General features: G+C 68.5%; 22 protein-coding genes. 10 read left to right on the plus strand and 12 right to left on the minus strand.

Annotation, left to right across the window (positions count from 1 at the left end; translation table 11 throughout):
• Positions 1-1,235: MFS transporter (locus VL52_RS19810; protein ID WP_046158662.1), on the minus strand; the 1,235-nt coding region annotated here is incomplete at its 3' end.
• Between the two features lie 160 nt (positions 1,236-1,395).
• Here VL52_RS19810 and VL52_RS19815 point away from each other — a divergent pair.
• Complete coding sequence (locus VL52_RS19815; RefSeq protein ID WP_046158663.1) at positions 1,396-2,322, plus strand: LysR family transcriptional regulator; 927 nt, start codon at positions 1,396-1,398, stop codon at positions 2,320-2,322.
• Positions 2,323-2,355: 33 nt separating this feature from the next.
• Here the strand turns inward: VL52_RS19815 and VL52_RS19820 are convergent, their stop codons facing one another.
• The 3 genes from VL52_RS19820 to gcvA form a co-directional block, all read right to left on the minus strand.
• Complete coding sequence (locus VL52_RS19820; protein WP_052729428.1) at positions 2,356-3,555, minus strand: patatin-like phospholipase family protein; 1,200 nt, start codon at positions 3,553-3,555, stop codon at positions 2,356-2,358.
• A gap of 9 nt (positions 3,556-3,564) precedes the next feature.
• Positions 3,565-4,347, minus strand: a complete 783-nt coding sequence (locus VL52_RS19825) for a 3-hydroxybutyrate dehydrogenase (protein ID WP_046158664.1) — start codon at positions 4,345-4,347, stop codon at positions 3,565-3,567.
• Positions 4,348-4,554: 207 nt separating this feature from the next.
• Positions 4,555-5,433, minus strand: a complete 879-nt coding sequence (gene gcvA / locus VL52_RS19830) for a transcriptional regulator GcvA (RefSeq protein WP_046158665.1) — start codon at positions 5,431-5,433, stop codon at positions 4,555-4,557.
• A 111-nt stretch (positions 5,434-5,544) separates the two neighbouring features.
• Between gcvA and VL52_RS19835 the strand changes: the two genes are divergently transcribed.
• Complete coding sequence (locus VL52_RS19835; protein WP_046158666.1) at positions 5,545-6,837, plus strand: adenylosuccinate synthase; 1,293 nt, start codon at positions 5,545-5,547, stop codon at positions 6,835-6,837.
• A 10-nt stretch (positions 6,838-6,847) separates the two neighbouring features.
• On the opposite strand, the gene VL52_RS19840 is transcribed toward VL52_RS19835, so the two are convergent.
• On the minus strand, positions 6,848-7,615 hold the full coding sequence (locus VL52_RS19840; protein WP_046158667.1) for a substrate-binding periplasmic protein: 768 nt from the start codon (positions 7,613-7,615) through the stop codon (positions 6,848-6,850).
• A gap of 189 nt (positions 7,616-7,804) precedes the next feature.
• Between VL52_RS19840 and dkgB the strand changes: the two genes are divergently transcribed.
• Both dkgB and VL52_RS19850 read left to right on the plus strand, forming a co-directional pair.
• The gene (gene dkgB, locus VL52_RS19845; protein WP_235429340.1) at positions 7,805-8,602 is read left to right on the plus strand and encodes a 2,5-didehydrogluconate reductase DkgB; all 798 of its coding nucleotides are present in this window, start codon (positions 7,805-7,807) and stop codon (positions 8,600-8,602) included.
• Positions 8,603-8,670: 68 nt separating this feature from the next.
• Positions 8,671-9,012: an FKBP-type peptidyl-prolyl cis-trans isomerase gene (locus VL52_RS19850; protein WP_046158668.1), complete on the plus strand. Its 342-nt coding sequence runs from the start codon at positions 8,671-8,673 to the stop codon at positions 9,010-9,012.
• Positions 9,013-9,454: 442 nt separating this feature from the next.
• On the opposite strand, the gene VL52_RS19855 is transcribed toward VL52_RS19850, so the two are convergent.
• The 4 genes from VL52_RS19855 to VL52_RS19870 form a co-directional block, all read right to left on the minus strand.
• Complete coding sequence (locus VL52_RS19855; protein ID WP_052729429.1) at positions 9,455-11,089, minus strand: hypothetical protein; 1,635 nt, start codon at positions 11,087-11,089, stop codon at positions 9,455-9,457.
• A gap of 214 nt (positions 11,090-11,303) precedes the next feature.
• Positions 11,304-12,848: a DHA2 family efflux MFS transporter permease subunit gene (locus VL52_RS19860; protein WP_046158669.1), complete on the minus strand. Its 1,545-nt coding sequence runs from the start codon at positions 12,846-12,848 to the stop codon at positions 11,304-11,306.
• A 7-nt stretch (positions 12,849-12,855) separates the two neighbouring features.
• Positions 12,856-13,998 (minus strand): HlyD family secretion protein, encoded by a 1,143-nt coding sequence (locus VL52_RS19865; RefSeq protein WP_046158670.1) that lies wholly within the window; start codon positions 13,996-13,998, stop codon positions 12,856-12,858.
• A gap of 36 nt (positions 13,999-14,034) precedes the next feature.
• Entirely contained in the window at positions 14,035-15,480 is a 1,446-nt protein-coding gene (locus VL52_RS19870) for an efflux transporter outer membrane subunit (protein ID WP_046158671.1), read from the minus strand.
• Between the two features lie 114 nt (positions 15,481-15,594).
• On the opposite strand from VL52_RS19870, the gene VL52_RS19875 reads away from it, so the two are divergent.
• The 3 genes from VL52_RS19875 (at position 15,595) to VL52_RS19885 (ending at position 18,940) form a co-directional block, all read left to right on the plus strand.
• Positions 15,595-16,197 carry a TetR/AcrR family transcriptional regulator gene (locus VL52_RS19875; RefSeq protein ID WP_046158672.1) on the plus strand — a complete coding sequence of 201 codons (603 nt, stop codon included), beginning with the start codon at positions 15,595-15,597 and terminating at the stop codon, positions 16,195-16,197.
• Between the two features lie 16 nt (positions 16,198-16,213).
• On the plus strand, positions 16,214-16,780 hold the full coding sequence (locus VL52_RS19880) for a DinB family protein (protein ID WP_200896063.1): 567 nt from the start codon (positions 16,214-16,216) through the stop codon (positions 16,778-16,780).
• Positions 16,781-17,005: 225 nt separating this feature from the next.
• On the plus strand, positions 17,006-18,940 hold the full coding sequence (locus VL52_RS19885; protein WP_046158673.1) for a methyl-accepting chemotaxis protein: 1,935 nt from the start codon (positions 17,006-17,008) through the stop codon (positions 18,938-18,940).
• A gap of 268 nt (positions 18,941-19,208) precedes the next feature.
• Here the strand turns inward: VL52_RS19885 and VL52_RS19890 are convergent, their stop codons facing one another.
• Positions 19,209-20,114, minus strand: coding sequence for a LysR family transcriptional regulator (locus tag VL52_RS19890; RefSeq protein WP_046158674.1), 906 nt, complete (start codon positions 20,112-20,114; stop codon positions 19,209-19,211).
• Between the two features lie 114 nt (positions 20,115-20,228).
• Here VL52_RS19890 and VL52_RS19895 point away from each other — a divergent pair, with 114 nt between their 5' ends.
• Together VL52_RS19895 and VL52_RS19900 are read left to right on the plus strand one after the other, a co-directional pair.
• Positions 20,229-21,650, plus strand: coding sequence for an MFS transporter (locus VL52_RS19895; protein WP_046158675.1), 1,422 nt, complete (start codon positions 20,229-20,231; stop codon positions 21,648-21,650).
• A complete protein-coding gene (locus VL52_RS19900; RefSeq protein ID WP_052729430.1) occupies positions 21,650-22,063 on the plus strand; it encodes a hypothetical protein in 414 nt (137 codons plus the stop codon). Before VL52_RS19895 ends, VL52_RS19900 begins: the two co-directional genes overlap by 1 nt.
• Positions 22,064-22,070: 7 nt before the next feature.
• Here the strand turns inward: VL52_RS19900 and VL52_RS19905 are convergent, their stop codons facing one another.
• Complete coding sequence (locus tag VL52_RS19905; RefSeq protein ID WP_046158676.1) at positions 22,071-22,709, minus strand: NAD(P)-dependent oxidoreductase; 639 nt, start codon at positions 22,707-22,709, stop codon at positions 22,071-22,073.
• A gap of 133 nt (positions 22,710-22,842) precedes the next feature.
• On the opposite strand from VL52_RS19905, the gene VL52_RS19910 reads away from it, so the two are divergent.
• Positions 22,843-23,751, plus strand: a complete 909-nt coding sequence (locus VL52_RS19910; protein WP_046158677.1) for a LysR family transcriptional regulator — start codon at positions 22,843-22,845, stop codon at positions 23,749-23,751.
• On the opposite strand, the gene VL52_RS19915 is transcribed toward VL52_RS19910, so the two are convergent.
• A complete protein-coding gene (locus tag VL52_RS19915) occupies positions 23,721-24,671 on the minus strand; it encodes a LysR family transcriptional regulator (RefSeq protein ID WP_046158678.1) in 951 nt (316 codons plus the stop codon). The genes VL52_RS19910 and VL52_RS19915 overlap by 31 nt on opposite strands.
• Between the last annotated feature and the right edge of the window lie 184 nt (positions 24,672-24,855).

The raw sequence follows: 24,855 nt of genomic DNA on the forward strand, positions 1-24,855 counted from the left end.
AAGACGGCGCCCAGCGCCGCCGCGCCGGTCACCAGGCCGAGGTTGCGCGCCAGATTGAGCAGGCCTGAGACCAGGCCGCGCCGGTCGGCCGGCTGTCCGGCCATGACCAGAGTGTTGTTGGCTGCCTGGAATAGCGCGTAGCCGACGGTCAATGCCGCCAGCGGAGCCAGATAGCCGGCGACGCCCAGTGAGGCGGGCAGGGCGGCGAGGAGCGCTGCGCCGGCCAGCATCGCGGCCAGGCCGGCCAGGCTGACGCGCTTCGCGCCGAAGCGGTCGGCCAGGCGTCCGGCCGGCACGCCCGCCAGCATGGAAATCGCGGGTCCCATAGACATGGCCAGGCCCGCGCCCATCGCGTCCAGCCCCAGCGCGCGCGACAGATGGAAGGGGCCGACCACCAGAGTGCCCATCATCACCGTGGCCACCAGCGCCGCGGCGATCAGCGGGCCGCTCAGCGCCGGATCGCGCAGCATGTCGATCCGCACCAGCGGGGCCGCGCCGCGCGCTTCCACCCGGAGGAAGGCGGCGACGCCGATGGCCGCCGCCAGCAGCCAGGCCAGGTTCTGCGGGCCGAAGCGGCCGCGCCCCAGCGTCATCGCCAGCGCGTAGGCGGACAGCGTCAGCGCCAGCAACAGCGCGCCGGCGTAATCGAAACGGGATGCCCGCGCCGTCGGCGCGTCGGCCGGCAGGCTGCGCCGCGCGAGCAGGAAGACGGCTGCGCCCAGCGGCGCGTTGAACAGGAAGATCGCCGGCCAGCCCCAGGGGGCGATCAGCGCGCCGCCCAGCGAGGGGCCGAGCGCGGTGCCGACGGCCGACATGCTGCCGAGCCAGCCCATCGCGCGGCCGGTTTGCGCCTTGGGCGCGACGTCGGCGACGAAAGCCATCGCCAGCGCCAGCATCGCCGCGGCCCCCAGGCCCTGCAGCGCGCGCGCCGCCAGCAACCCGCGGAAGGAAGCCAGTCCGGCGGCCAGCGAGGCGAGGCTGAATAGCAGGATGCCGGCCAGCAGCAACCGGCGCTTGCCGATCAGATCGCCCAGCCGGCCGACGCCGACGACCAGCGAGGTGACGGCGAGCAAGTAGGCCAGCACCACCCATTGCACTTGCGGGAAGGAGACGCCGAAGGCGCGGGCCAGCTCCGGCAGGGCGACGTTGGCGATGCTGGTGCCCAGCGAGGACAGCAGCACGCACAGCGACAGGCAGGCCAGCGCGCCGCGCTGGCTGGAATGCGTGATGTTCAATCGAATGCTCCATGAGGTTTGCGATGGCGCGGGCGGCGATTGGCCGTCCGCGCCTTGTCCATGTCCGCAGCCTATGTCGGCGCGAGATGTGGCGGAAGACGCGTGGTATGCACTTGATAGCTGCATATGACGCCATGCCTGGCCGTGCTATGGTGGACGGATGAGCGCACCCGATCTGAACCTGCTGATCACCCTGAACGCGTTGCTGGCCGAAGGCAGCGTGGCCGGCGCCGCGCGCCGGCTGGGCTTGAGTCAGTCCGCGATGAGCCGCGCGCTGGCGCGGCTGCGCGCGGCGATGGGCGATCCCCTGCTGGTCCGCGCCGGGCGCGGCCTGGTGCCGACGCCGCGGGCCCTGGCGCTGCGCGAGCGGATCGGCCCGCTGCTGGGCGAGGCGGAAGCGGCTTTGACGCCGGCGCGGGAACTGGACCTGTCCGCGCTGGAGCGCACCTTCACCTTGCGCACCAGCGATGGTTTCGTCGAGAACTTCGGCCCCCGCCTGATCGCGCGGGCGGCCCGGGAAGCGCCTGGCGCGCGTTTCCGCTTCGCGCTCAAGGCCGACAAGGACAGCGCGCCGCTGCGCGACGGCAGCGTGGATCTGGACACCGGCGTGGTGGGCGCGTCGGCCGGGCCGGAGCTGCGGGTGAGGATGTTGTTCCGCGACCGCTTCGTCGGCGTGGCGCGCGCCGGGCATCCGCTGCTGGACGGCGAGATCAGCGCCGAGCGCTACGCCGCTGCCCGGCATGTCTGCATGTCGCGCAGCGGCCAGGAGCGGGGGCCGATAGACGCGGCATTGAAGGCGTTGGGTTTGCGGCGCAACGTCGCCACCCTGGTCGGCGGCTTCACCGCGGCGCTGGCGCTGGCGCGCGCCACCGATCTGGTGGCCTCGGTGCCGGAGCGGCATACCGGCTTTCTGCGCGACGGCATGCAGAGCTTTCCGCTGCCGGTGTCGGTGCCCGGCATCGTCATCTCCATGATCTGGCATCCGCGGCATGACGCCGATCCCGCCCACCGCTGGCTGCGCGGCTGCGTCAAGGCGGCATGCGGCGATGGATGGGACGCGACCGGAGACGGCGGCGCGGAGGACTAGAGGCCGGAACGCCGCCAGGCGTCCCGGCCGCGGTCAGCGAGAGGCCCGCTTGTGCACGTCGTGGGTGACGAAGGGCCGTTCCGGCGACGGCATGCTCAGCCATTCCGGGTGGGCGAGGGTGGCGCGGATGTCGGCCAGGCCGCTAGCCCAGTGCTCGCGCATGGTGCGGGCGCCGAACTGATAGTCCTTGTAGTGGCCTTCGCTGGGCTTGTTCTGGTAGATCAGGTGGATCACGTTGAACAGGCGGTCGCAGGCTTGCCCGGCGGCGTGGCGGTAGGCCGGGCTGTCGCGCGCGGCTTCCGGCACCAGCGCCATCACCTCGCGCAGCAACTGGCGGTATTGCTGGCTCTCCCGCATGTAGTCGGTGATCATCCGCGTGCGGCTGGAGAACTGGATTTCCTTCTGCCTGAGCGCGACCAGCGACAGGTCGGACGGCACCTCGCCGCGCGCGCTCCATAGATCTACCTGGAACACCAGCGAGTGTTTGCGCGGCCGCTCGCTCAGCACCGGCTGCAGCGGCGTGTTGGATACCATGCCGCCGTCCCAGTAGTACTCGCCGTCTATCTCTACCGCCGGAAAGCCGGGCGGCAGCGCGCCGGACGCCATGAAGTGCTCGGCGCTCAGCCGCTGGCGGGTATTGTCGAAATAGACGAAATTGCCGCTTTGCACGTTCACCGCGCCCACCGACACCCGCATCTCGCCGCTGTCGTTGATGCGGTCGAAGTCGGCCAGCCGCTCCAGCGTGTTCTTCAGCGGCGAGGTGTCGTAGAAGCTGGCGGTGCTGCCGTCATCGGGCGGCAGCGGCGGACGCGGCTGGAAGAAGCCGTTCTGGCCCTCGGTCAGCGCGCGCCAGGCCTCCAGGCCGTTCAGCCAGTCCTGCAGCGGCGGCGGCAGCGCCTGGGCGTCGTCCAGCAGATTGTGCGGAGTCGGCGGCAGCAGCGGCTGGCGGCTGATGGTGTGCCAGAACTGTTCCAGCCGCTCGGCCCGCTTCTCCGGCGGATTGCCGGCGATGACGGCGGCGTTCAGCGCGCCGATGGAGATGCCGGCCACCCAGTTGGGATGCAGATCGGCCTCCGCCAGCCCCTGGTAGACGCCGGCCTGGTAGGCGCCGAGCGCGCCGCCGCCCTGCAGCACCAGCGCCACCACCTGGTAGCGGTGGTCCGGCGGCAAGGCTGGGCTGCGGTAGGGCGAGGCGTCGGCGTGGCAGGCCGGGTTGAGCTTGTCCTTCGCCATGGCGGCTCCTTATTGCATGAACCAGCCGTGGCTGACGACGAAGGACTGGCCGGTGAGGGCCGCGCTGGGGAAGGCGGCCAGGAACAGCGCGGTCTGGGCCACGTCGTCCACCGTGGTGAACACGCCGTCCACGGTATTGCCCAGCATCACCCGCTTGACCACTTCCTCCTCGCTGATGCCCAGCTCCTTCGCCTGCTCCGGAATCTGCTTGTCCACCAGCGGCGTGCGCACGAAGCCGGGGCAGATCACGTGGGAGCGCACATTGTAGGGCGCGCCCTCCTTGGCCAGCACCCGGGCCAGGCCCAGCAGCGCATGCTTGGCGGCGACGTAGGCCGATTTCAGCGCCGAGGCTTCGTGCGAGTGCACCGAGCCCATATAGATCACCACGCCGCCGCGCTTCTCCTTGTACATGTGCTGCAGCGCGGCCTTGGTGGTGAGGAAGGCGCCGTCGACGTGTATCGCCTGCATCTTCTTCCAGTCGGCGAAGCTGTAGTTGACGATGGGATTGACGATCTGGATGCCGGCGTTGGACACCAGGATGTCGAGCTGGCCGAAGGCGTCCACCACCTGCTGGGTACCCTGGTTGACCGCGTCCTCGCTGGTGACGTCCATCGCCACGCCTATCGCCTTGCCGCCGGCGGAGGCGATTTCGTCGGCGGTCTTGCGCGCGGCGTCCAGGTTGATGTCGGCGATGGCCACCGCCGCGCCGGCGCGGGCGTAGACCAGCGCGATCTCCTTGCCTATGCCGCTGGCGGCGCCGGTGATCAGGGCGACTTTTCCATTCAATTGCATGGCGCTTCTCCTGTCGTTTCTGAAGGGGAACAACTGGCAAAACCGTGTCGGAGCGCGGCGTTTGGCCGCCATCCGGGCAATCGAGGCTTACTTGATACGAGGCCGCTCGGCGGGATGAGTTCCCCCGCGGCTCGGCGAAGGCTTTTAGGTATAGCCGAAGCGGCTGACGGCGTCGAGCATGACAATGGGGTGTTTTGTCGTCGGCGCTCACGCCGGGTCCGCCTGAGCCAGCCAGCGGCAGAAGGCGGCGACGGCTGGGTGGCTGTTGCGCGTTTCCGGCACGTAGGCGAAGTAGCGCCAGTCTTCCAGCCGCGGGCCGGAAAACGGCTGCACCAGCCGGCCGCTGGCCAGATCGTCGGCGATCAGCCGGCTGGGGCCCAGCGCCACGCCCAATCCGTCCAGCGCCGCCTGCAACGTCAGGTAGAAGTGCTCCAGCGTCAGGCTGGCCGCCGGCTGCAAGCCGGACGCGCCGGCGGCGTCCAGCCACTGCGGCCAGAATTCCGGGCTGCCGGCGGTGTGCAGCAGGGTGTGGCGGGACAGGTCGGCCGGCGAGGCGATAGGCAGCCGTTCCAGCAGGCCTGGGCTGCACACCGGCAGCCGGCTTTCCTGCAGGAATTCGTGGGCGATGAAGCCGGGCAGCGCCTGCGGGCCGCCGCGTATCGCCACCTCGAAGCTGTCGGCCAGCTGGGCGATGGGCTCGCTGGAGGTCGTCAGCTTCACCTCCACGTGCGGGTGCTGCAACTGGAACCGGGACAGCCGCGGAATCAGCCAGCGCAGCGTGAAGGTGGCCGGCGCGTTCACCCGCAGCGGCAGCGGCCCGCGCCGCAGCCTGGCGCTGGCGGTCTCTATCCGCTCCAGCGCCGCGCGGACGTCGGCGAGGTAGTCGCGGCCGGCGTCGGTGAGCCGCACCTGGCGGTGGCGGCGCTCGAACAGCGGCACCCCCAGCCATTCCTCCAGCAGGCGGATCTGCCGGCTGACCGCGCCGTGGGTGACGTGCAGCAGCTCGGCGGCTTCGCTGAAGCTTTGGCGGACGGCGGCGGCCTCGAACGCGCGCAAGGCGTTCAGCGGCGGGAGGTCTCGTTTCATTTGTGTGAGTTTTCCTGACATGAAAAGCCAGAATAAGTCGTTTGTCCATCGGCCGGCAAGTTGCGTAAGGTGTTGTCGCAACAGCATCAATTTTCACTTCTGGAGAAACGCATGAACAAGGTGATCGTGACGGGCGCGCAATGGGGCGACGAGGGCAAGGGGCGGATCGTCGATCTGCTGGCCGAGACGGCGGACTGCGTGGTGCGTTTCAACGGCGGCCACAACGCCGGCCACACGCTGGTGGTGGGCGGCAAGACCTGGAAGCTGGCCTTGCTGCCCTGCGGCCTCTTGCGCGGCAAGCTCGGCGTGATCGGCAGCGGCGTGGTGGTGGACCCGCAGGCGCTGCTGGCCGAGATCGACCGCATCGCCGCCGAGGGATTGGCGATCGGGCCGGACCAGCTGGCCGTCGCCGACAACGCCACCTTGCTGTTGCCGTCCCACATCGCGCTGGACGCGGCGCAAGAGGCGGCGCGCACCCAGGCCATCGGCACCACCGGCCGCGGCATCGGGCCGGCTTTCGAGGACCGGGCCGGCCGGCGGGCGATCCGGCTGGCCGATCTGGCCGATCCGGCGGTTTTGCGCGGGCGGCTGGAGGAGACGCTGCGCTACCACAACGCGGTGCTGGCGGCGCTGGGGCGGCCGGTTTTCGAGCTGGCGCCGATGCTGGCGGCGCTGCTGGAGCAGGCGCGCCGCATCCTGCCTTATCTGCGGCCGGCGTGGAAGCTGCTGAACGAGGCCGATGAGGCCGGCCGGCGCATCCTGTTCGAAGGCGCGCAGGCGATGCTGCTGGACGTCGATCACGGCACTTATCCCTTCGTCACCTCATCCGGCACCGGGCCGGCACAGGCGGCTTCCGGCTCCGGCCTGGGCAGCGCCGCGCGCGGCCACGCGCTGGGCGTGTGCAAGGCCTACGCCACGCGGGTGGGCGGCGGGCCGTTCCCCACTGAGTTGGACGATGCGATAGGCGACCGCCTGCGCGAGCGCGGCGGCGAGTACGGCACCAACACCGGCCGGCCGCGCCGCTGCGGCTGGCTGGACGCGGCCTTGCTGCGTCAGAGCGTGCGGGTGGGCGGCATCGCCAGCCTGGCGCTGACCAAGCTGGACGTGCTGGACGGCATGGACGAACTGAAGATCTGCATCGGCTATCGGCTGGACGGCGTTCTGCGGGGCGATTATCCGGCGGGGCTGGCCGAGCGCGGCCGGATCGAGCCGGTGTACGAGACCTTGCCGGGCTGGCGGGAAAGCACCCGCGGCGCGCGCAGCCTGGACGCGCTGCCGGAGCAGGCGCGCGCCTACGTGCGGAGAATCGCGGAGCTGGCCGGCGCGCCGGTGTCGCTGATCTCCACCGGCGCCGAGCGCGACGATGTGATCCTCCTGGCTGATCCGTGGACGCTGGGCGGCTGAGCCCGGCGGCTTAGCCGCCGGCGTCCAGATAGAAGCGGATGCGCCGCCGGGTCAGCTCGTCGCGCTGGGCGGAGATGGCGTTCCACAGGCAATCCACTTGCCTGGGATGGCTGGCGGCGTAGCGGCGCGAGACCGGCAGGAAGTAGGGTTTGGTGCTGATGGGCAACGCCAGCTTGCGCACCGGCAGCGCCGGATTGCGCGCCAGGTAGGCGTCGCCCAGCGTCTCGTGCACCGCGTAGGCGTCGATGCGCTTGCCGGCCAGCTTGTCGAAGTTCTGCGCCACGCTGTTGGCGGTTTCCGCCGGGATGCCCAGCCGCTGCAGGTCCGTGTTGATCGACCAGCCGGCGTTGGCGCCGACGCTGCGGCGCAGATTGGACAGCTTCTTGCCGTCCCAGCCGACGTCGCTGTCGCGGCGCACGTAGAGCGCGTAACTGAGCGTGGCCAGCCGCCGCGCCTCGTCCGGTTTGCCGCCTTGCAGCGGAAAGGCGGCGTAGGCGGCGCGCTCGGCGGTGTAGGAAAGCATCATCACGGCGTCCAGCGTGCCGTGCTCCAGCTCCTTCAGTAGCCGCGCGCCGGGCAGCAGGCGGATGTCGGCTTTCAATCGGCAGCTGCGCGCGGCCGCCTGCACCAGCTCCACCGACAGGCCGGGGCGGCGCGGGTCCAGCGTGTCATTGCCCATCTTGTAGGGCGGAAAGGCCTGATCGCCTATGCCCACCGTCAGCGTTGCCGCGGCGGCGGCGTTGAGGCCGCAGGCGAACAGCAAGATCAATGGTTTCATGCCGGGAAGCCCACCCTTCGGACATTATCGTCAATGTAACGTTTTGGGTCTTGTTAGGATAGTCCGCCAGGCAGGAAGGCATGGCGGCTGGCTTGCGGCGGCTTGCTCGGGTAGGCTGGAAGCTTTTCATGCCGAGGGCATGAGCGCATGCCTCCGGTCTTAATTCAAATAAGGAAACGCATCGTGCAAATGCCGAAACTGGGAGTGGGCACCTTCCGCCTGAAAGAACAGCAGGCCGAGGAGTCGGTGACGATGGGCCTGGAGCTGGGCTACCGCCACATCGACACTGCGCAGATCTACCGCAACGAGGCCGATGTCGGCCGCGCCATCGCCAAGGGCGGCGTGCCGCGCGGCGAACTCTACGTCACCACCAAGATCTGGACCGACAAGTTCGGCCAGGGCAAGCTGATTCCCAGCCTGCGCGAGAGCCTGGACAAGCTGGGCCTGGACCAGGTGGACATGACGCTGATCCACTGGCCCTCGCCCAAGGACGAAGTGCCGATGGCGGTGTACATGGAGCAGCTGGCGGAGGCGAAGCAACTGGGGCTGACGCGTGAGATCGGCGTGTCCAACTTCACCATCGCCCACCTGCGGCAGGCCATCGCGGCTGTCGGCGCCGACGCCATCGGCACCCACCAGCTGGAAGTGCATCCCTATCTGCAGAACCTCAAGGTCCGCGCCTTCTGCCGCGAGCGCGGCATCGCGCTGACCGGCTACATGCCGCTGGCCTACGGTCGCGTTGTCAGCGATCCGGTTCTACAGGCCATCGGCCAGAAGCATGGCGCGACGGCGGCCCAGGTGGCCTTGGCCTGGCAGCTGCGGCAGGACATCGCGGTGATTCCGTCGTCGACCAAACGGGCCAATCTGGAGGCTAATCTGGATGCGCTGAAGCTGCGGCTGGATGAGGACGACATGACGCGCATCGCCGGGCTGGAAGACGGCGGCCGCATCGCCAACCCGGACTTCGCTCCGGCCTGGGACGCCTGATCCATCGCTCGCCGCGCGGAGTACAATGGCGGTTTTCGCCCCGCGCGGCGTTTTGTGGATGAAGAGCAATGAGCGAAGAGCTGAAGATCGAGGACTTGGTGGTGGGCGAGGGCAAGGAGGCGGTGCGCGGCGCGCTGATCACCAGCCATTACACCGGCTGGCTGGAGGATGGCAGCAAGTTCGACTCTTCTGTCGACAAGGGCCGGCCGTTCCAGTGCGTGATCGGCACCGGCCGCGTGATCAAGGGCTGGGACCAGGGGATGATGGGCATGAAGGTGGGCGGCAAGCGCAAGCTGTGGGTGCCGGCGCATCTGGCCTACGGCGAGCGCCAGATCGGCGACCGCATTCCGGCGAATTCCAATCTGGTGTTCGAGATCGAGTTGCTGGAAGTACTGACGCGGGATGATTGATCAAGCTGCGAGCGCAGCGAGAGGCTCATTCGAGTCAATTTAAAGTGGATGTTTCGTAGAGCCCGCTGCGCGGACGATGATTAGGGCGGTTCCGCCCGCGCTACGGGCAAGAGGGCTGCCCGGCCAGCCCTCTTGCAACTCCAGGCCGCCCCTGCAGGCCGCGATTTCCGCCCGGAAAGCCAAGGGCAAGGCGCTGGCAAACTCGGCGCGCGCTAACGTCGCGCGCCTCAAACAGTCGCCAGCTTAAAACCTTGCCCTCGACTTTTCGGACGGCGCGTCCTGAAAGGGGAAATGGGGCGCGTCGCATGGATTGGAGCTTCGGGAGCCCAAGCCGCGCAGCGCGGGTTCGCCAGCGGCGATGCCCGCGGCCGGATGGTGCGCGGCATCGGGAGTCGAGCATGAAAAGAGGCCCATCCGGGCCTCTTGTCGTTTCCGCCGTTCATCAATAGCCGATGTTCTTCACCGCTTGCGGGCCCAGCCGCTGGCACAGCTGCATCAGGTACAGGCTGTCCGGACCGACGCGGACGTTGGCCGAGTCCACCGCGCCCAGCTTGGGCGGCACCGGCACGCCTTGGGCGTCCGGCACGTTGGGCGTCAGCGCGCCGCTGCTGCCTATCGCCCAGTTGGTCGCGCCCGGCGGCGCGGCGATGGCCAGTTGATCCGCCTTGGCATTCCACGCCACGGCCCAACCGATGCTCCAGCCGTGGCCGCTGCCGTCGGCGCCGCGGTTGCCCAGCGCGATGGCGCCGCTGACGTCGGCGTTGTCCACCAGCAGGCCGGTGGCCCAGCGCTGGTGCGGCTCGATATTGCCGCAGGCCTCGGCGCGGCCGCTGAAGTTCAGCAGCACGTTGGGGCCGCCGGCCTGGGCCTGGGTGGCGTAGTAGAACGATTTCTTGCTGCCGTTGGACGCGCTGCGGTCCACCAGCACCTGGCTGCCGGCGATGCTGAACTCGAATGCCTTGGCGCCGGAGCAGTCGACATTGTTGTGGTCGTGGCTCAGCACCACTTTTTCCAGCGTCAGCCGCCGCCCCTGCTTGCCGACCACCACGCCGCCGGTGAAGTTGTGCGCCTGGATGTCGCTGAGCCAGCCGTCGGCCAGATTGTCCAGATTGGCCACCGCGTAGTCGGTTCCGCTGCCGCGCGGCTGGCCTTCCAGCGCCAGATGCTCGGCGCCGATCTGGCCGGCGATGCCGCTGGCCGCGTATTTCTGCACGCTGCCGCCATCCGTCCCCAGATAGCCGCTGTCGAAGGAGTCGGACAGCGGGATGTCCAGCGCCAGCTGCGATCCCTTCACCGCGGTGACCGTGCGCAGCCAGATTTCGTTGCTGTTGCCGGCGTTGATCCAGGTTTGCGGCTTGCCGTCGCGGACCAGCTGATCCATGGCCATGAAGCGAATCCATTCGGCGCTGGCGCGGCGGCGGATCATCACCGCGTCGCCGGGCTTGAAGCCGGAGGCGTCGGCAACGTGGATCACGCTGGCGCCGGAGGGCAGATAGCCGTCGGCGATGGCGGCTGCGGCGCCGGCCGGCGTCAGGCTGGCGCTCGCGCCGCCCAGGCTCAGCATGGCGTGGCCGGCGCCTTGCGCCTTCAGCACGGTGCCGCCCGCGCCGGAACCGCTGCCGCGCAGCACCACGCCGTCGCTGGCCAGCTGGATCGGCGATTCGAGCAGGAAGGCGCCGGGGGCCAGCAGCACCGCGCCGCGCACGCCGTTCACCGCCGGCAAGGCCGCCACTTTGGCGATGGCGGCCTGGATGTTGGCGAGGTCGCTGGCGGCATTGCCGCTGGGTTTGACCGTCGCCTTCACCGGCGCGGCCGGCAGCGCGACGCCCCCGCCCATGTAGCCGGCGCTGGAGAAGTCCATGATGCGGTCGCCGTTGCTGTTCAGCGGCGCATAGGCGAGGCCGCCCTGGCCATCGTCCTTCACCCAGCGGCTGCGCGCGGTTTCCTTGCCCCACAGCGCCTGGCAGGACTGGGCGAAGGCGTCATGGCGGATGGCCTGGAGCGGCGCGGCTGCGGCGGCCTGGCAGGCGAGCGCGGCGGCAGTGGCGAGCGCCAGCCGCTTGATCGAATGCTTCATTGCTGAGGGTTTCCTGTCTGCGTTGAATGGAAGGCGGAGGCACCGCCGGCCGAGCCGGTCTGAATTATTGTGGTGGCATATTGATAGCACGCCGCATATGTAAGTGTCTGTTACGAGATGGAGGCAGTATGTAAATCCTGGCCGGGAATACAGGGCGAAAAAAAGCCCCGGCCACAAGGGCGCGGGGCAAGTGGTGAAACGCGGGTCGAGAAACTCAGTGAGCCTGGCTGGTGTCGGCGACGCGGCTGGGCCTGGGCGCCAGCCAGATGGCGCAGGCGGCGACGACGAAGGACAGGCCCGCCAGCCAGAAGATCTGGTTGGTGGACAGCATGATGCTTTGCGCCTGCAGCGTCTGTTCGATCACGGCCCAGGCCGCGTTGTCGGACAGGCCGCCGCCTTGCAGCGCGCGCAGCGCGTCGCCGCCGCCGTCCACCATGCCGACCAGCTCGGCGTGGTTGTAATTGGCCTTGTCGTCCCAGGCGGTGGTGACCAGCGAGGTGGCGAAGGCGCCGGACAGCGTGCGCATGAAGCTCATCAGGCCGGCGGCCGAGGCCACTTCCGCCGGCTCCACGCTGGCCAGCGCCAGGCCGGTCAGCGGCACGAAGAAGAAGGGCATGCCCAGCCCCTGGAACAGCAGCGGCAGCGCCACTTGCCAGAAGCCCATGTCGGTGGTGGAGAAGCTGCGGTACAGGGTGACGCAGCCCAGCCACATCACGCCGCAGAACACCAGCTTGCGCGGATCCATCCGCGAGGACAGCTGGGCGGCGATCGGCGCCACCATCACCGCCAGCACGCCGCTCATCGCGGTGGCGTAGCCGGCCTGGGTGGCGGTGTAGCCCATATAGGCTTGCAGCCACTGCGGCGTCAGCACGGTGGCGCCGAAGAACGAGCCGAACGCCAGCGAGATGGTCAGCACGCTGGCCCAGAAGCCGCGGTGGCGGAACACCCTGAGGTCGACGATGGGCTGGGCATCGGTCAACTCCCAGATCAGGAAGGCGGCGAAGCCGACCAGCGCCACGATGGCCATGCCGACGATGGCCGGCGAGGCGAACCAATCCAGCTCCTTGCCCTTGTCCAGCATCAGCTGCAGCGACGCCACCCACACCATCAGCAGCGCCAGTCCGATCACATCTATCCGCAGCTTGAACACCTGGCTCTGGTAGCGCTTGAGCAGGTTCCAGCCCAGGAGGCCGCAGCCCAGCGCGATCGGCACGTTGATGTAGAAGATCCACGGCCAGCTGGCCTGGTCGCACAGCGTGCCGCCCAGGATGGGGCCCATGATGGGCGCCACCAGCGTGGTCATGCTCCACAGCCCTATCGCCGCGCCGGCTTTCTGCTTGGGGAAAATCTGCAGCAGCAGCGTTTGCGACATCGGCATCAGCGGGCCGCCGGCCAGCCCTTGCAGCACGCGGAACAGCACCAGCGTCTCCAGCGAGCCGGCCAGGCCGCACAGCATGGAGAACAGGCCGAACAGCAGCATCGAGCCGACGAACAGCCGCACGGTGCCGAAGCGCGCCGCCAGCCAGCCGGTCAGCGGCACGATGATGGCCTCGGCCACCGCGTAAGAGGTGATGACATAGGTGCCCTGGCTGGACGACACCGCCAGGCCGCCGGCGATATTGGGCACCGACACGTTGGCGATGGTGGTGTCCAGCACCACCATGAAGTTGGCGGCGGCCAGCACCAGCGCCGCCAGCCACAGCATATTGCCGGTCAGCGGCCGCTGGACGCCGCCGGCCGCGGGATTCGCGCTAGACATGGCGGCCTCACTCGCTGACGTCGACGGTGGCTTCCATCGACAGTCCCACTTGCAGCGGATGGGCCTTCAGTTCGGCCGGGTCCAGCGCGACGCGCACCGGCAGCCGCTGCACCACCTTGATCCAGTTGCCGGTGGCGTTCTGCGCCGGAATCATCGCGAAGGCGGAGCCGGAGCCGCCGGACAGGCCGGCCACCTTGCCGTGGTAGGCCACCTTGTTGCCGTAGAGGTCGGCGGTCAGCTCCACGGGCTGGCCGACGCGCACCTTGCTCAATTGCACTTCCTTGAAGTTGGCGTCCACATGCGCGTCCTGCAGCGGCACCACCGACATCAACGGCGTGCCGGACTGCACGCGCTGCCCCACCTGGGCCTGGCGCTTGGCCACCACGCCGTCCACCTGGGCGCGGATCACCGTGCGGGAGAGGTCCAGCCTGGCCTGATCGCGCTTGGCGCGCGCCAGCGCCACTTCCGGATTGTCGGCCACCGTGGTGTCGGCGGTCAGCGTCTGGTTGGCTTTCAGGCTGCCGACCGCGGCGCGGTAGTTGGCTTCGCTCTGGCGGCTGGCGGCTTCTGCGGCCTTCAGGCTGGCCGATGCGGTGGCGTAGGCGTTTTGCGCGTTGCTCAACTCCTCGCCGGACACCGAGCCGCTTTTCGCCAGCGCCTGGCGGCGCTGCAGGTCGAGCTTCGCGCGCTCCAGGTCGGCGCGGGCCGACGCCAGCTGCGCGGCGGAGCGGGCCTGGTCGGCGCTGCGGGCCTGGGCCTGGGCGCTCAGGCCCTCGTCGTTGGCGAAGTAGCCCTTCACCCGGCGCTCGGCACGGGCGAGGTCGGCTTCGGCCTGGGCCAGGGCCAGCTTGGCGTCGCTGTCGTTCAGCGTCACCAGCACGTCGCCGGCCTTCACCGCCTGGGTGTCGACTACCTTCACCTGCTGGATGGTGCCGGCCACTTCGGGCGTCACCTGGGCGATCTCGGCGGCGACATAGGCGTTGTCGGTGCTGACATGGTGGGAGCCGAGCAGGGTCCAGTAGCCGCCGTAGGCGACGGCCGCGGCGGCGACGGCGCCGAACAGCAGCGTGAACAGCTTCTTGCGTTGCAGGGGATGGCCGGCGGCGGCGGGCGCCGCGGAGGCCGGCAGGGCTTGTGCGTTTTCGCTCATGGCGGGTATTCCTTGCGTGTATGTTCCCCGGCCGCCTCAGCGGGCGGCCTGTTGTTCGGTTTGCCGGTATCCGCCGCCCAGTGCCTTGACCAGGGCGACGTCCAGCGAGAAGCGGCGGGCCTGCAGACTGGCCAGGCTGCGGCGGGCGGCGATCACGCTGTCTTCGGCGGTCAGCACGTCCAGGTAATTGGCGAGGCCGCCGTCGAAGCGGTTCTGGCTGACGCGGTAGGCCTCGTCGGCCGCTGTCAGCGCCTCCTGGCGCTGTTGCAGCTGCGGCGTCAGCGCGGCCTGGCTGGAGACGGCGTCGGCCACTTCGCGCAGCGCCTGGCTCAGCGTGGCGTCGTAGCTGGCGACGGCGGCGTCGTAATCGCCGCGCGCGGCGCGGTACTGGCCCTGCAGCTGGCCGCCGCGGAAGAGGGGAAGATTGATCGCCGGGCCGACGCCGGCTATGCCGGAACCGGCCTTGTCGAACAGCCCCAACCCCAGCGACTGGGCGCCGACGAAGGCGGTGAGGTTGACGTTGGGGTAGAACTGGGCTTCGGCGACGTCGATGCGCTTGGCCGCGGCCTCGGCGCGGAGCCGGGCGGCCGCCAGATCCGGTCGGCGGCCCAGCAGCGCGGCCGCCAGCGCGGCCGGGAGCTTCTGTTCGCGAAACAGGCCGGGGCCGGGACGGGCGATGGCCAGGCCGCGGTCTGGTCCGGCGCCGATCAGCGCAGCCAGGCTATGGCGTTGCAGGGCGATGCTTTCGTCGGCGGCGGCCAGGTCGGCGCGGGCGGCGGCCTCGCGCGATTCGGCCTGGCGCAGCACGCCGCGGGTGTCCATTCCTTGCTGCCAGCGCTGCAGCATCAGCTTGGAGGTGTGCGCGCGCACCTCCAGCGCCTGGGCGGCGGCGTCGCGCTCGGAAAACAGCCGCGCCAGCTCGGCGTAGCCGGCGGCCAGTGAGGCGGTCAGCATCAGCCTGGCCTGGGCCGCGTCGGCGCGGGCGGCGGTCAGGTCGGAGGTCGCGGCGGCCAGCGAGGCGCGGTTCTTGCCCCAGAAATCCAGCTCATAGCTGAAATCCAGCGTGGCGCGGCCGCTGGTGTTGAAGCCGGCCGGCGCCGGCATCCCGTTGTTGTAGCTTTGCTTGTCGCGGTTGATAGCCGCGTTCAGGTCCGCGCCGGGCAGCCGCGCGGCGCCGGCCTGCTGGGCCAGGCCTTCGGCGCGCTCGACGCGGGCCCGGGCGGCGGCGAGGTCGGGCGCCTGGCTCAGCGCCTCGTCCATCAGCGCGTTCAACTGCGCGTCGCCGTATTTTTTCCACCATTGCTCATTGGCCCAGACGCCGTCCGAGGCGGGCAGGCTTTGCGTATTCTGGTATTGTTGCAGCGGTTTGATCTGCGGCGCCGGGCCCATGTCCGGCGTCGTCGCGCAGCCCCCCATCAGCGCCAGCGCTGCGGAGAGGCCGGCCGCTGGCAGCGGCCGCCAGCGGAAATATGCGGTTTTCATCGTCTCTGTCCGGTAATGTTTTGATTTAACTGTACGGTACGGTATAGTTATATGGCGAGACGTGATTTCTTGTCAAGAAAATTTGAACTGTACTGTTCAGTTTTAAGGATGGATATGCGCACAAAAAGCGAAAACAAGCGCCAGGGCTTGGTGGCGGCAGCGACCGAAGTCTTCGTCGAACGCGGCTACGAGGCGGCGTCGATGTCCGAGATATCGGCCCGGGCCGGCGGCTCCAAGGCCACGCTGTACAATTATTTTCCGTCCAAGGAAGCCTTGTTCCTGGACGTGATGCGCTCGCTGACGGCGGAGCTGTCGTCGGCCTATGTCAAGCTGCAGCCGGGCGGCGACCTGGAAGAGATGCTGCGCGCTTTCGGCGTGGCCTTCCTCGATAGCCTGTTCAGTCCCCAGCTGCGCGCGCTGCACGCGATCGTGATGGGCAGCGGCAGCCGCAGCGAGGTGGGGAGGCTGTTTTACGAGAACGGCCCGAAGTCGGGCTGGACCAAGCTGGCGAATTTCATGGCGGCGGAGATGGAGGCGGGGCGGCTGCGCCAGGCGTCGCCGTGGACCGCCGCCATGCATTTCCACGGCCTGCTGCAGTCGGAATGCCAGGCGGCGATGATGACCGGCCTGATCGACGAGTTGGCGCCGGCGTCGGAGCGGCCGGGCAGGGTGGCGGACGCGGTCAGGGTGTTCCTGGCGGCCTATGGTGTGAAATGACATCGGGAAGTCCGCCGTGAGACAATGGGAAACTTATCCCACGCAGGCGCCGTCCGGCGCGAAAGGCCGCAAGATGAGTCTTCCCGATCTGTTCCCCTCGCTGTTCCGCTACAAGGCCTGGGCCGATGAAGAGCTGTACGCGCTGACGGCCCAGCTGGATGGCGAAGCCCATCCGGACAAGCGCCATCTCGTGGTCCGCATCCTCAACCACATCCACGTGGTGGACCGCATCTTCGCTGGCAATCTGACCCGTCGGCCGCACGGCTACGCCGGCACCAACACGCCGGAAACGCCGGAGCTGGCCGGCCTGCTGGCGGCTGTGCGCGAAACCGACGCCTGGTACGTCGGCTACGCCAGCGGCCTGAGCGATGCCGAACTCGCCGAGAACGTCGATTTCACCTTCACCGACGGCGGCCATGGCCGGATGAGCCGAGCCGAGATGCTGATGCAGGTGATCACCCACGGCGGCTATCACCGCGGCGCGGCGGGACGCGTGCTGGCCGAATGCGGCCTGCAGCCGCCGCGCGACCTTTACACCCGTTTCCTGCACGACACTCAGCCGGCGCGTCGGCAGCCCGGCTGAGTTGTGGCAATTACTCCACATGAAGAAGTGTCGCTGAAAATATTCTTCATGGCGAAAACATAAGGGCTTGTTACAATTGCCGCCGCCATTACGGCGGCATGCTTTTCAGATGGAGACGGAGTCCGCTCCGGTTCGCGCTGCCGCCGTCTGGCGGGCGCAGCGTGCGCGGATATGCGGTCCGGCGGCGCCGGACATTTTTCGTCTCTTCCTGGAAAGCCAGCAAGCATGTTCAAGAACTGGTCGGTCAAACAGAAAATCCTGGTCAGCGTCGCGCTGATCCTGCTCATCGCGCTGGCCATCGCCGGCACGGTGTCCACCCGCATGTTCCAGTCGGCGCTGACCGAGCGCCTGGAGCAGCATGAACTGAAGGCGACGGTGGAGGGCATACGCAACGAGCTGGACGCCTCCATCGCGCTGCCCTTGAGCCAGACCCGCCAGCTGGCTGCCAACACCTATCTCTTGGACTGGACCGCGGCCGGCGAGCCCGAGTCCGGCATCGGCCCCTGGCAGCGCTACGCCAAGGCGCTGATGCAGACTTCCGGCGCGTCCATCATCTCCTGGACCTCCGAAGCCACGCTCAACATCTACATCGATCACACTACCGTCAAGGCCGATCCCAAGGGCAACGACAAGTGGCTGGCCGACTTCCTGGCCTCCGGCCGCGACAGCCAGTTCACGCTGGGTTCGGAAACCGGCAAGCAGCAGGTGATGATGTTCGTCAACGTGCTGGCCAACAAGGGCCAGGTGGGCCACCGCGCGGTGGCGGCGCTGGGCTTCGACGTCACCCAGATGGCCGAGCGCGTGCGCAAGATGGCGGTGGGCGAGCGCGGCCAGGTCTACGTGGTGGACGCCTCCGGCCAGGTGCGGCTGCACCGCGATCCGGCGGCGATGCAGAAGAAAACCTTGCTGGCCGACCTGCCCGGCTTGTCGGCGATCGCGCCGCAGCTGCTGAACAAATCCGGCTTCAACCTGGCGCATTTCGACGGCCCGGGCGGCCCGACCATCGCAGCCTCCAGCTATATGCCCAACGCTGACTGGTTCGTGGTGGTGGAGATGGACGCCAATGAGGTGTACGGCGCGGTGACGCGCACAATCTGGTGGGTGGCGGCGATTGACGCGGTGGTGCTGCTGCTGTCGCTGCTGGTGATCTGGCAGGTGTCCGGCTTCATCAGCCGGCCGCTGGTGCAACTGCGCGACGCGATGCGCGCGCTCAGCTCCGGCCATGGTGACCTGACCATGCGGCTGCCGGCCGACAGCCGCGACGAAACCGGCCAGGTGGCGGCGGCGTTCAACCAGTTCATGGAGCAGCTGCGCGGCATGTTCCAGCAGGTGCGCGAACAAAGCGGCCAGCTGCATCGCAGCGCCGGCGAGCTGGCGCGGATGACCGAGCGCTTGTCGGCCGGTTCGCGCCACAATGCTGACCTCAGCGAAACCACGGCGGCCACCATCGAGCAGCTGTCGGTCAGCGTCAGCCACATCGCCGGCAACTGCCACGGCACCGCCGAGGCGGTGCAGCAGGCCGGCGCGCTGTCGTCGCAGAGCGCGGAGGCGGTGGGCAAGGTCAGCGTCGAGATCGGCTCGGTCGCATCGTCGATGGACGAGGTGAAGACGGTGATGGAGGAGCTGGAGCGCCGCTCGGCCCAAGTGGGCAGCATCGCCGGCGTGATCAAGGACATCGCCGACCAGACCAATCTGTTGGCGCTGAACGCGGCGATCGAGGCGGCGCGCGCCGGCGAGCAGGGCCGCGGCTTCGCGGTGGTGGCGGACGAGGTGAGGAAGCTCGCCGAGCGCACCAGCCAGGCCACGGTGGAGATCGACGACATGGTCGGCGGCATGCAGCAGGGCTCGGGCCAGGCGCGCGAGCGCGTGGCGAAGACCTACGGCGCGGTGCAGGGCGGCGTGGAACTGGCCGAGGAAGCGCAGCGCCAGATCGCCGAAATCCAGTCCAGCATGCAGCTGGTGGTGCGCCAGGCGGCCGAGATCCGCGATGCCGCCAGCGAGCAATCCAAGGCCACCGAGGACATGGCGCGCACCGCCGAGCAGATGTCGTCGCAGGCGCTGCAGTCGGACGCCGAGATCGGCCGCGCCGGCCAGGTGGTGGCCGACCTGGAGCGCTTGTCGCAGTCGCTGGAGGGCGTGGTGTCGCGCTTCAAGCTGTAAGAATCTGCTAACGATCTTCTGCCCGTTTTTTAGGCTTGGCTGGTCAGAAACCGCGTATCCGATGCGCCACCAGTCCCTTCAAACCTGACGGGACCCGGCGGGTAGCCGAAGGCCAGGCTTGCAGGGTGGCTTTTAGGGGGGAGGGAATGTTTGGCCAAGCAAATATCCCCTCCCTGCTGGCCGGGCAGCCCCGGCTATGAAAATCATTATCCGCGTAGCGGATTCACAACCATGAAGATCGTAGACAGGTTGCGGGAGGGGGAAAGGTTCAGCCCTCCCTTTGCCGCGCCGCGAGGTAGTCGGCGAAAAAGTCGATGAAGGCGCGCACTTTTTCCGGCAGGTGGCGGGTGTCCGGGTAGACCGCGTACACCCCTTGGCGCGGAAAGCGCCAATCCGGCAGCAGGCTCTCCAGCGCGCCGGCGGCCACATCGTCTTTTACCTGCCAGTCCGGCAGCAGCGCCACGCCGCAGCCCTGGCGCGCGAAGTCCAGCAAGGCGCCCGAGGTGTCGGCGGTTACGCGCGGCGCGTCGCCGGCGTCCAGCATCGCCTCGCCATTTTGTCCCGTCAGCTTCCAGCGCAGCGGCGCCGCCAGCCGGCTGTGCGCCAGCCAGTCGGCGCGGGAAAGGTCGTCCACGCTTTCCACTTGCTTTCCGGGCTGCGCCAGATAGCCGGGCGACGCCACCGGCCAGATGTCGAATTCCTCCAGCAGCCGCGCGCGGTAGCTGGAGTCGTTCAGCGAGCCCAGCCGGATCGCCACGTCCACCTGTTGAGAAATCAGGTCGGCATGCCGCGACGACGACTCCAGTCGCACCGTCAGCCGCGGATGCAGCCGGGAGAAGGCCGCCAGCGCCGGAATCACCCGGCGGCGGCCGTATTCCGGCGTGGTGCTCACGCTTAGCGTGCCCTGCAGGCCGCCGTGGCCGCGGCGCGCGTCGTCCATAGCCGTTTGCGCCATGCGCAGCACATGCAGGCAGTCCTGGTAGAAGCGCCGGCCGGTTTCGGTCAGCTGCAGCCGGCGCGTGCTGCGGGTCAGCAGCGCCACGCCCAGCTCGGCCTCCAGCTGTTTCAGGTTGAAGCTGACCACCGCCTTGCTGTGGCCCAGCGCCTCGGCGGCGGCGGTCAGCGAGCCGCTTTCCACGATGGCGGCGAAGATGCGGAAGCGTTGCAGGCTCATGTCTTGGCGGGCTTTATTGTCAAAATGATTTTGACAGTTTAATCGATTGTCGGTGGTTTTTCCGGCCATCGGGCGAGACTAAGCTGGCCTCCGTCAAGCAAGGAGGTTGGATGCATGGAGTATCGCAAACGCGTGGCCGCGGTGTACCTGTTGGGGTTTTTCATCGATCTGGCCAATCTTTTCGTCGGCAATGTCGCCTTTCCCGACATCGCCCGCACCTTTCATCGCGACGTGGCGGAGCTGGCCTGGGTGGGCACCGCCTACATCCTGGGGCTGACCGCGGTGATTCCGCTGGGCAACTGGCTGGCGGCGCGCTGGGGCGGCAAGCGGGTGTTCGTCGCCTCGCTGCTGCTGTTCATGGCGGGGTCGGCCGGCGCGGCGCAGGCCGGCTCGCTCGCCGCGCTGATCGCCTGGCGCGCGCTGCAGGGCCTGGGCGGCGGCTTGCTGATTCCGCTGGGCCAGACCATGACCTATCGCTTGTACCGGCCGGCGGAGCGGCCGGGTCTGACCGCGATGATTTTGCTGGTGGGCCAACTGGCGCCGGCCCTGTCGCCGACGCTGGGCGGGCTGGCGCTGGACGCGCTGGGCTGGCGCTGGATTTTCTGGCTCAACCTGCCGCTGGCGGCCGTGCCGTTGGTTCTGGCGCTGCGCTGGCTGCGCGAGGAGCGCGAGCCGGAGCCTGCCGCCGGCCTGGACTGGCTTGGCCTGCTGCTGGGCAGCCTGGCATTGCTGCTGGCCTTGCAAGGGCTCAGCGATCTGGCTCAGCCGTCCACCTGGGCGCGCGGCGGCGCGCTGCTGGCGGCGGGTCTGGCGCTGGGCGCGGCTTACGCGCGGCACAGCCGCCGGCACCCGCGGCCCATCTTGCGGCTGGAGTTGCTGCGCGAGCCGCTGCTGCGGATGTCGATGCTGATGTATCTGCTGGTGCCGGGCGTTTTCATGGGCGTCAGCCTGGTGGCGATGCTGTATCTGCAGCAGGTTCTGGGCGTGCCGGCGTCCGCGGCCGGCTTGTTGATGTTGCCGTGGTCGCTGGGCGCGTTTACCGCGATCACCTTGACCGGGCGCGGCTACCGCAGCTTGGGGCCCAGGCCGCTGCTGATGGCCGGCGCGCTGGCGCAGGGCATCGGCTTTCTGAGCTTGCTGGCGATAGACCGCTCCGGGCAACTGCCCTGGCTGGCCGCCAGCTACGCGCTGATGGGCCTGGGCGGCACCTTGTGCAGCAGCGCCAGCCAGAGCACCGCCTTCCTGAGGGTGGAGCCGGCGCGGATGGGCGAAGCCAGCGCATTGTGGAACATCAATCGCCAGATCAGCTTCTGCATCGGCATGGCCCTGGCCAGCGTGCTGCTGAACCTGCTGCTTTCCAGTCAAGGCATCGCCGATCCGGCGGCGCCTGCGGCGCGGGAGCTGGCGGTGCGGGCCTTCCATCTATGTTTTCTGGCCGCCGCCTTGACCATGCTGCCCCCCTTATGGCTGGGCAGCCGGATAGGCAATGCGGAGGTGTTGCGTTTATTGAATCGTCCTCGAATGGGAGAAGCATGATGAAGAAAGATGAATTGGCGGTATGGGCGCAGGTTCGCGACACTTTGGCGCAGATCGCGCGCTGGCTGGGCGACGGGCCGCATGGCGAGGAAGCACTGGCGGAACTGATGGCGGGTTTCGACGCCGGCTTCGCCATGGTGGCGCCAAGCGGCGCGCGGCTGGATGGGCAGGGACTGCGGGCCTTCTTCCAGGGCGCGGCAGGCAGCCGGCCGGGACTGGAAATCAAGTTGGAGCGGATGACGCTGCTGATGGGAGATGGGGACGCCGCGACGGTGGCCTACTACGAAACGCAGACGCTGGCGGACGGCAGCGGCAACGGCCGCCACGCGACGGCCGTGCTGTTCCGGGACGGCGCCAACTGGCGCTGGCGCCATCTGCAGGAAACCGGGGAGGCTGTCTGGCCTCCCCGTTGATGGGCGATCAGTAGCCGACGGTGAAGCGGCTGCGCTGGTGCTCGCCTTTTTCCAGCTCGTCGATCATGGCGACGGCGTAGTCTTCCACCGAGATGTGGCTGTTGCCTTCGGCGTCGACCAGCAGCTGGTCCTTGCCCAGGCGGAACTGGCCGGTGCGCTGGCCCGGCTGCAGCATCGCCGACGGGCTCAGCAGCGTCCAGTTCAGCTCGGTTTCGGCGCGCAGCAGGTTCAGCGCTTCGCGGGCGCCCAGCGCCGAGGCCTTCCATTGCTCCGGGAATTCCGGGGTGTCCACCAGTTGCACGCCGGGGGCCACTTCCAGGCTGCCGGCGCCGCCGACCACCAACAGGCGCGGAGTCTGCGCCGACTTGGCCGCGGCGATGATGGAGCGGATGCCTTTGACGAAGTAGTCGAGCTGTTCGGCCTGGGCGTGGCCGCTGAAGGCGCTGAGCACGGCGTCGAAGCCTTTCAGTTGTTCGGCCAGCTGGGCGCTGTCCTGCACGTCGACCTTGGCGGCGGCCAGGTTGGCTTGCGCTTCGATGCGTTCCGGGCGGGAAACCAGCGCGGTGACGTGGTGGCCGCGGGACAGGGCTTCTTTCAACAGGGCGGAACCGACATAGCCGCTGGCGCCGATCAGTGCGATTTTCATGGTGAGACTCCTGGTTTGATATCGGATTGAGGCGCCGCGTCGCAGCGCTGATGGAATGCATGATGCGCTTTTCGATTGATCTGATAAACGGTTGAAACCATAATTGATTGTTATTGAAAAATTGACAGTCGATATGGCGCGAGGCGTAGAGGGCAATCTGGAAGGGCTGCAGATCTTCGTGGCGGTGGCGGAGGCAGGCGGCTTCACCGCCGCCGCCGAGCGGCTGGGAATGACCAAGGCCAACGTCAGCCTGCAGGTGGGCCGGCTGGAGGCGCAGCTGGGCGCGACGCTGTTCACCCGCACCACGCGGCGGGTGAAGCTGACCGAGGCCGGCCAGGCCTTGTACCTGGACGCGCAGCCGGCGCTGGCGGCCCTGCGCGACGCGCTGCTGCAGGCCGGACACGGCGCGGCGGCGTTGTCCGGCACGCTGCGGCTGACCGCGCCGGTCAGCCATATGGCGGAATCGGTGGCGCCGGCGGCCACGCAATTCATCCGCCGGCATCCCGGCTTGCAGCTGGAGCTGCACGCCATAGACCGCATGGTGGACCTGGTGGCGGAGGGGATGGACCTGGCCATCCGCCTGGGCACGCTGCGCGATTCCTCGCTCAGGGCGCTAAAGCTGGGGGAGTTCGCCCAGCAGCTGGTGGCGTCGCCGGCCTATCTGCGCGATCGGGGCATGCCGGCGCATCCCGGCGAGCTGGCGGGGCACGACTGGGTGGCGCTGACGCTGTTGAAGACGCCGCTGACCTGGCGGTTTTCCGGCGCGGGCGGCGAGGAGGAGACGGTGAGGATGCGCGCGCGGATCAAGGTGGATTCCGCCGCCTCGCTGCGTTCGCTGCTGCTGGCGGGGGCGGGGATGTCGGTGCTGGATTCGTTCAGCGTGCAGGAGGATCTGCGCCAGGGCCGGCTGGTCCATCTGTTGCCGCAATGGACCTTGCCCAAGGGCGGCGTCTACGCGGTGTTTCCGCCGGGCCGCCACGCGCCGGCGGCGGCGCGCGCCTTTGTCGAGTTTTACCGGGTGATGCTGGCGCGGCCGGCCTGAGCCATCTGGTTTTCCGGCAGCGCGGCTGCGACGCGCGGCAGCACGAAATCGATGAAGGTCTGGTATTTGCGCGTCAGCGGCGCGCGGAACGGGTGGACCAGGTAGATCGGCCAATAGTCGCAATGCCATTCAGGCAGCACCCGCGTCAGCTCGCCGTCGCGCAGATGGCTTTGCACCGCGTAATCAGCCAGCATCGTGATGCCGTGCCCTTTCAGCGCCAGATGGGTTCGCAGCGGATAGTCGTTCAGGTAGAAAAGCGCGCCGGTCGGCTGGGAAAGCAGCTGTTCGCCGCGCGTGAGCTTGAGTCCGCCGCGCTGTTCGGACTCCATCACCAGCAGCCGGTGCGCGGCCAGGTCGGCGGGCTGGCGGATGGCCGGGTGGCGGGCCAGGTAGGCCGGCGACGCGTACAGATTCTCGCTGGCGTAGCCGGCCAGCCGCGCCACCAGCCTGTCGTCGTGAATGGCGTGGGAGCGCGCCGAGCGCAGGCAGAAGTCCAGCACATCGGCCACCGGGTCCTGCAGCCGGTTGTTCACTTCCAGCGACAGCTGCAAGCCGGGGTGCGAGGCGGCGAGCTCGCTCAGCGCCGGGCCCAGCACGTGCTGGGCCAGCGACGAGGTGGTGCTGACCGTCAGCGGGCCTTCGACGTCGCTTTGCGTTTCGTCCACCGCCATCCGCGCCTGAGCCACCGTCTCCCGCAGCCTGGCCGCGTGCGGGCGCAGCCGTTCGCCGGCCTCGGTCAGCGCCACCTTGCGCGTGGTGCGCAGCACCAGCGCCGCGCCCATTTCCCGTTCCAGCTCCTTGATCCGCGCGCTGACCAGGCTTTTGTGGCAATCCAGCAGATCGGCGGCAGCGGTGAAGCTGCCGGCGCGCGCCAGCGCGTCGAAGGCCAATAGGTTGTCTGGCGAGGGCATTGTTTTCATATCAGGACAATCTTTCCGAAATTGCGCGTTTATTCGCAAGGATTCGAAAACTATCCTAACACGCATCTCAACCGTACTCAGAATGCGAGCCGTGCGATGCGTTACCTCTACCGTTTATACCCGTGGCTGTTTCAACGTGAGATCACCATGCGCTGCCGCCTCAGCCGGCGCCGGCATTGGGAGG

It is taken from the genome of Chromobacterium vaccinii (genome assembly GCF_000971335.1).
In the GTDB taxonomy this organism is placed as follows: domain Bacteria; phylum Pseudomonadota; class Gammaproteobacteria; order Burkholderiales; family Chromobacteriaceae; genus Chromobacterium; species Chromobacterium vaccinii.

Coding starts and splice junctions, on each gene's coding strand:
- VL52_RS19905 (WP_046158676.1), bottom strand. CDS start 22,709: ATGAAAATCGCACTGATCGGCGCCAGCGGCTATGTCGGTTCCGCCCTG.
- VL52_RS19870 (WP_046158671.1), bottom strand. CDS start 15,480: ATGAAAACCGCATATTTCCGCTGGCGGCCGCTGCCAGCGGCCGGCCTC.
- VL52_RS19840 (WP_046158667.1), bottom strand. CDS start 7,615: ATGAAACCATTGATCTTGCTGTTCGCCTGCGGCCTCAACGCCGCCGCC.
- VL52_RS19890 (WP_046158674.1), bottom strand. CDS start 20,114: ATGAGCCTGCAACGCTTCCGCATCTTCGCCGCCATCGTGGAAAGCGGC.
- VL52_RS19850 (WP_046158668.1), top strand. CDS start 8,671: ATGAGCGAAGAGCTGAAGATCGAGGACTTGGTGGTGGGCGAGGGCAAG.
- VL52_RS19875 (WP_046158672.1), top strand. CDS start 15,595: ATGCGCACAAAAAGCGAAAACAAGCGCCAGGGCTTGGTGGCGGCAGCG.
- VL52_RS19900 (WP_052729430.1), top strand. CDS start 21,650: ATGAAGAAAGATGAATTGGCGGTATGGGCGCAGGTTCGCGACACTTTG.
- VL52_RS19885 (WP_046158673.1), top strand. CDS start 17,006: ATGTTCAAGAACTGGTCGGTCAAACAGAAAATCCTGGTCAGCGTCGCG.
- VL52_RS19855 (WP_052729429.1), bottom strand. CDS start 11,089: ATGAAGCATTCGATCAAGCGGCTGGCGCTCGCCACTGCCGCCGCGCTC.
- VL52_RS19895 (WP_046158675.1), top strand. CDS start 20,229: ATGGAGTATCGCAAACGCGTGGCCGCGGTGTACCTGTTGGGGTTTTTC.
- VL52_RS19820 (WP_052729428.1), bottom strand. CDS start 3,555: ATGGCGAAGGACAAGCTCAACCCGGCCTGCCACGCCGACGCCTCGCCC.
- VL52_RS19865 (WP_046158670.1), bottom strand. CDS start 13,998: ATGAGCGAAAACGCACAAGCCCTGCCGGCCTCCGCGGCGCCCGCCGCC.
- VL52_RS19825 (WP_046158664.1), bottom strand. CDS start 4,347: ATGCAATTGAATGGAAAAGTCGCCCTGATCACCGGCGCCGCCAGCGGC.
- dkgB (WP_235429340.1), top strand. CDS start 7,805: ATGCCGAAACTGGGAGTGGGCACCTTCCGCCTGAAAGAACAGCAGGCC.
- VL52_RS19815 (WP_046158663.1), top strand. CDS start 1,396: ATGAGCGCACCCGATCTGAACCTGCTGATCACCCTGAACGCGTTGCTG.
- VL52_RS19910 (WP_046158677.1), top strand. CDS start 22,843: ATGGCGCGAGGCGTAGAGGGCAATCTGGAAGGGCTGCAGATCTTCGTG.
- VL52_RS19915 (WP_046158678.1), bottom strand. CDS start 24,671: ATGAAAACAATGCCCTCGCCAGACAACCTATTGGCCTTCGACGCGCTG.
- VL52_RS19835 (WP_046158666.1), top strand. CDS start 5,545: ATGAACAAGGTGATCGTGACGGGCGCGCAATGGGGCGACGAGGGCAAG.
- gcvA (WP_046158665.1), bottom strand. CDS start 5,433: ATGAAACGAGACCTCCCGCCGCTGAACGCCTTGCGCGCGTTCGAGGCC.
- VL52_RS19860 (WP_046158669.1), bottom strand. CDS start 12,848: ATGTCTAGCGCGAATCCCGCGGCCGGCGGCGTCCAGCGGCCGCTGACC.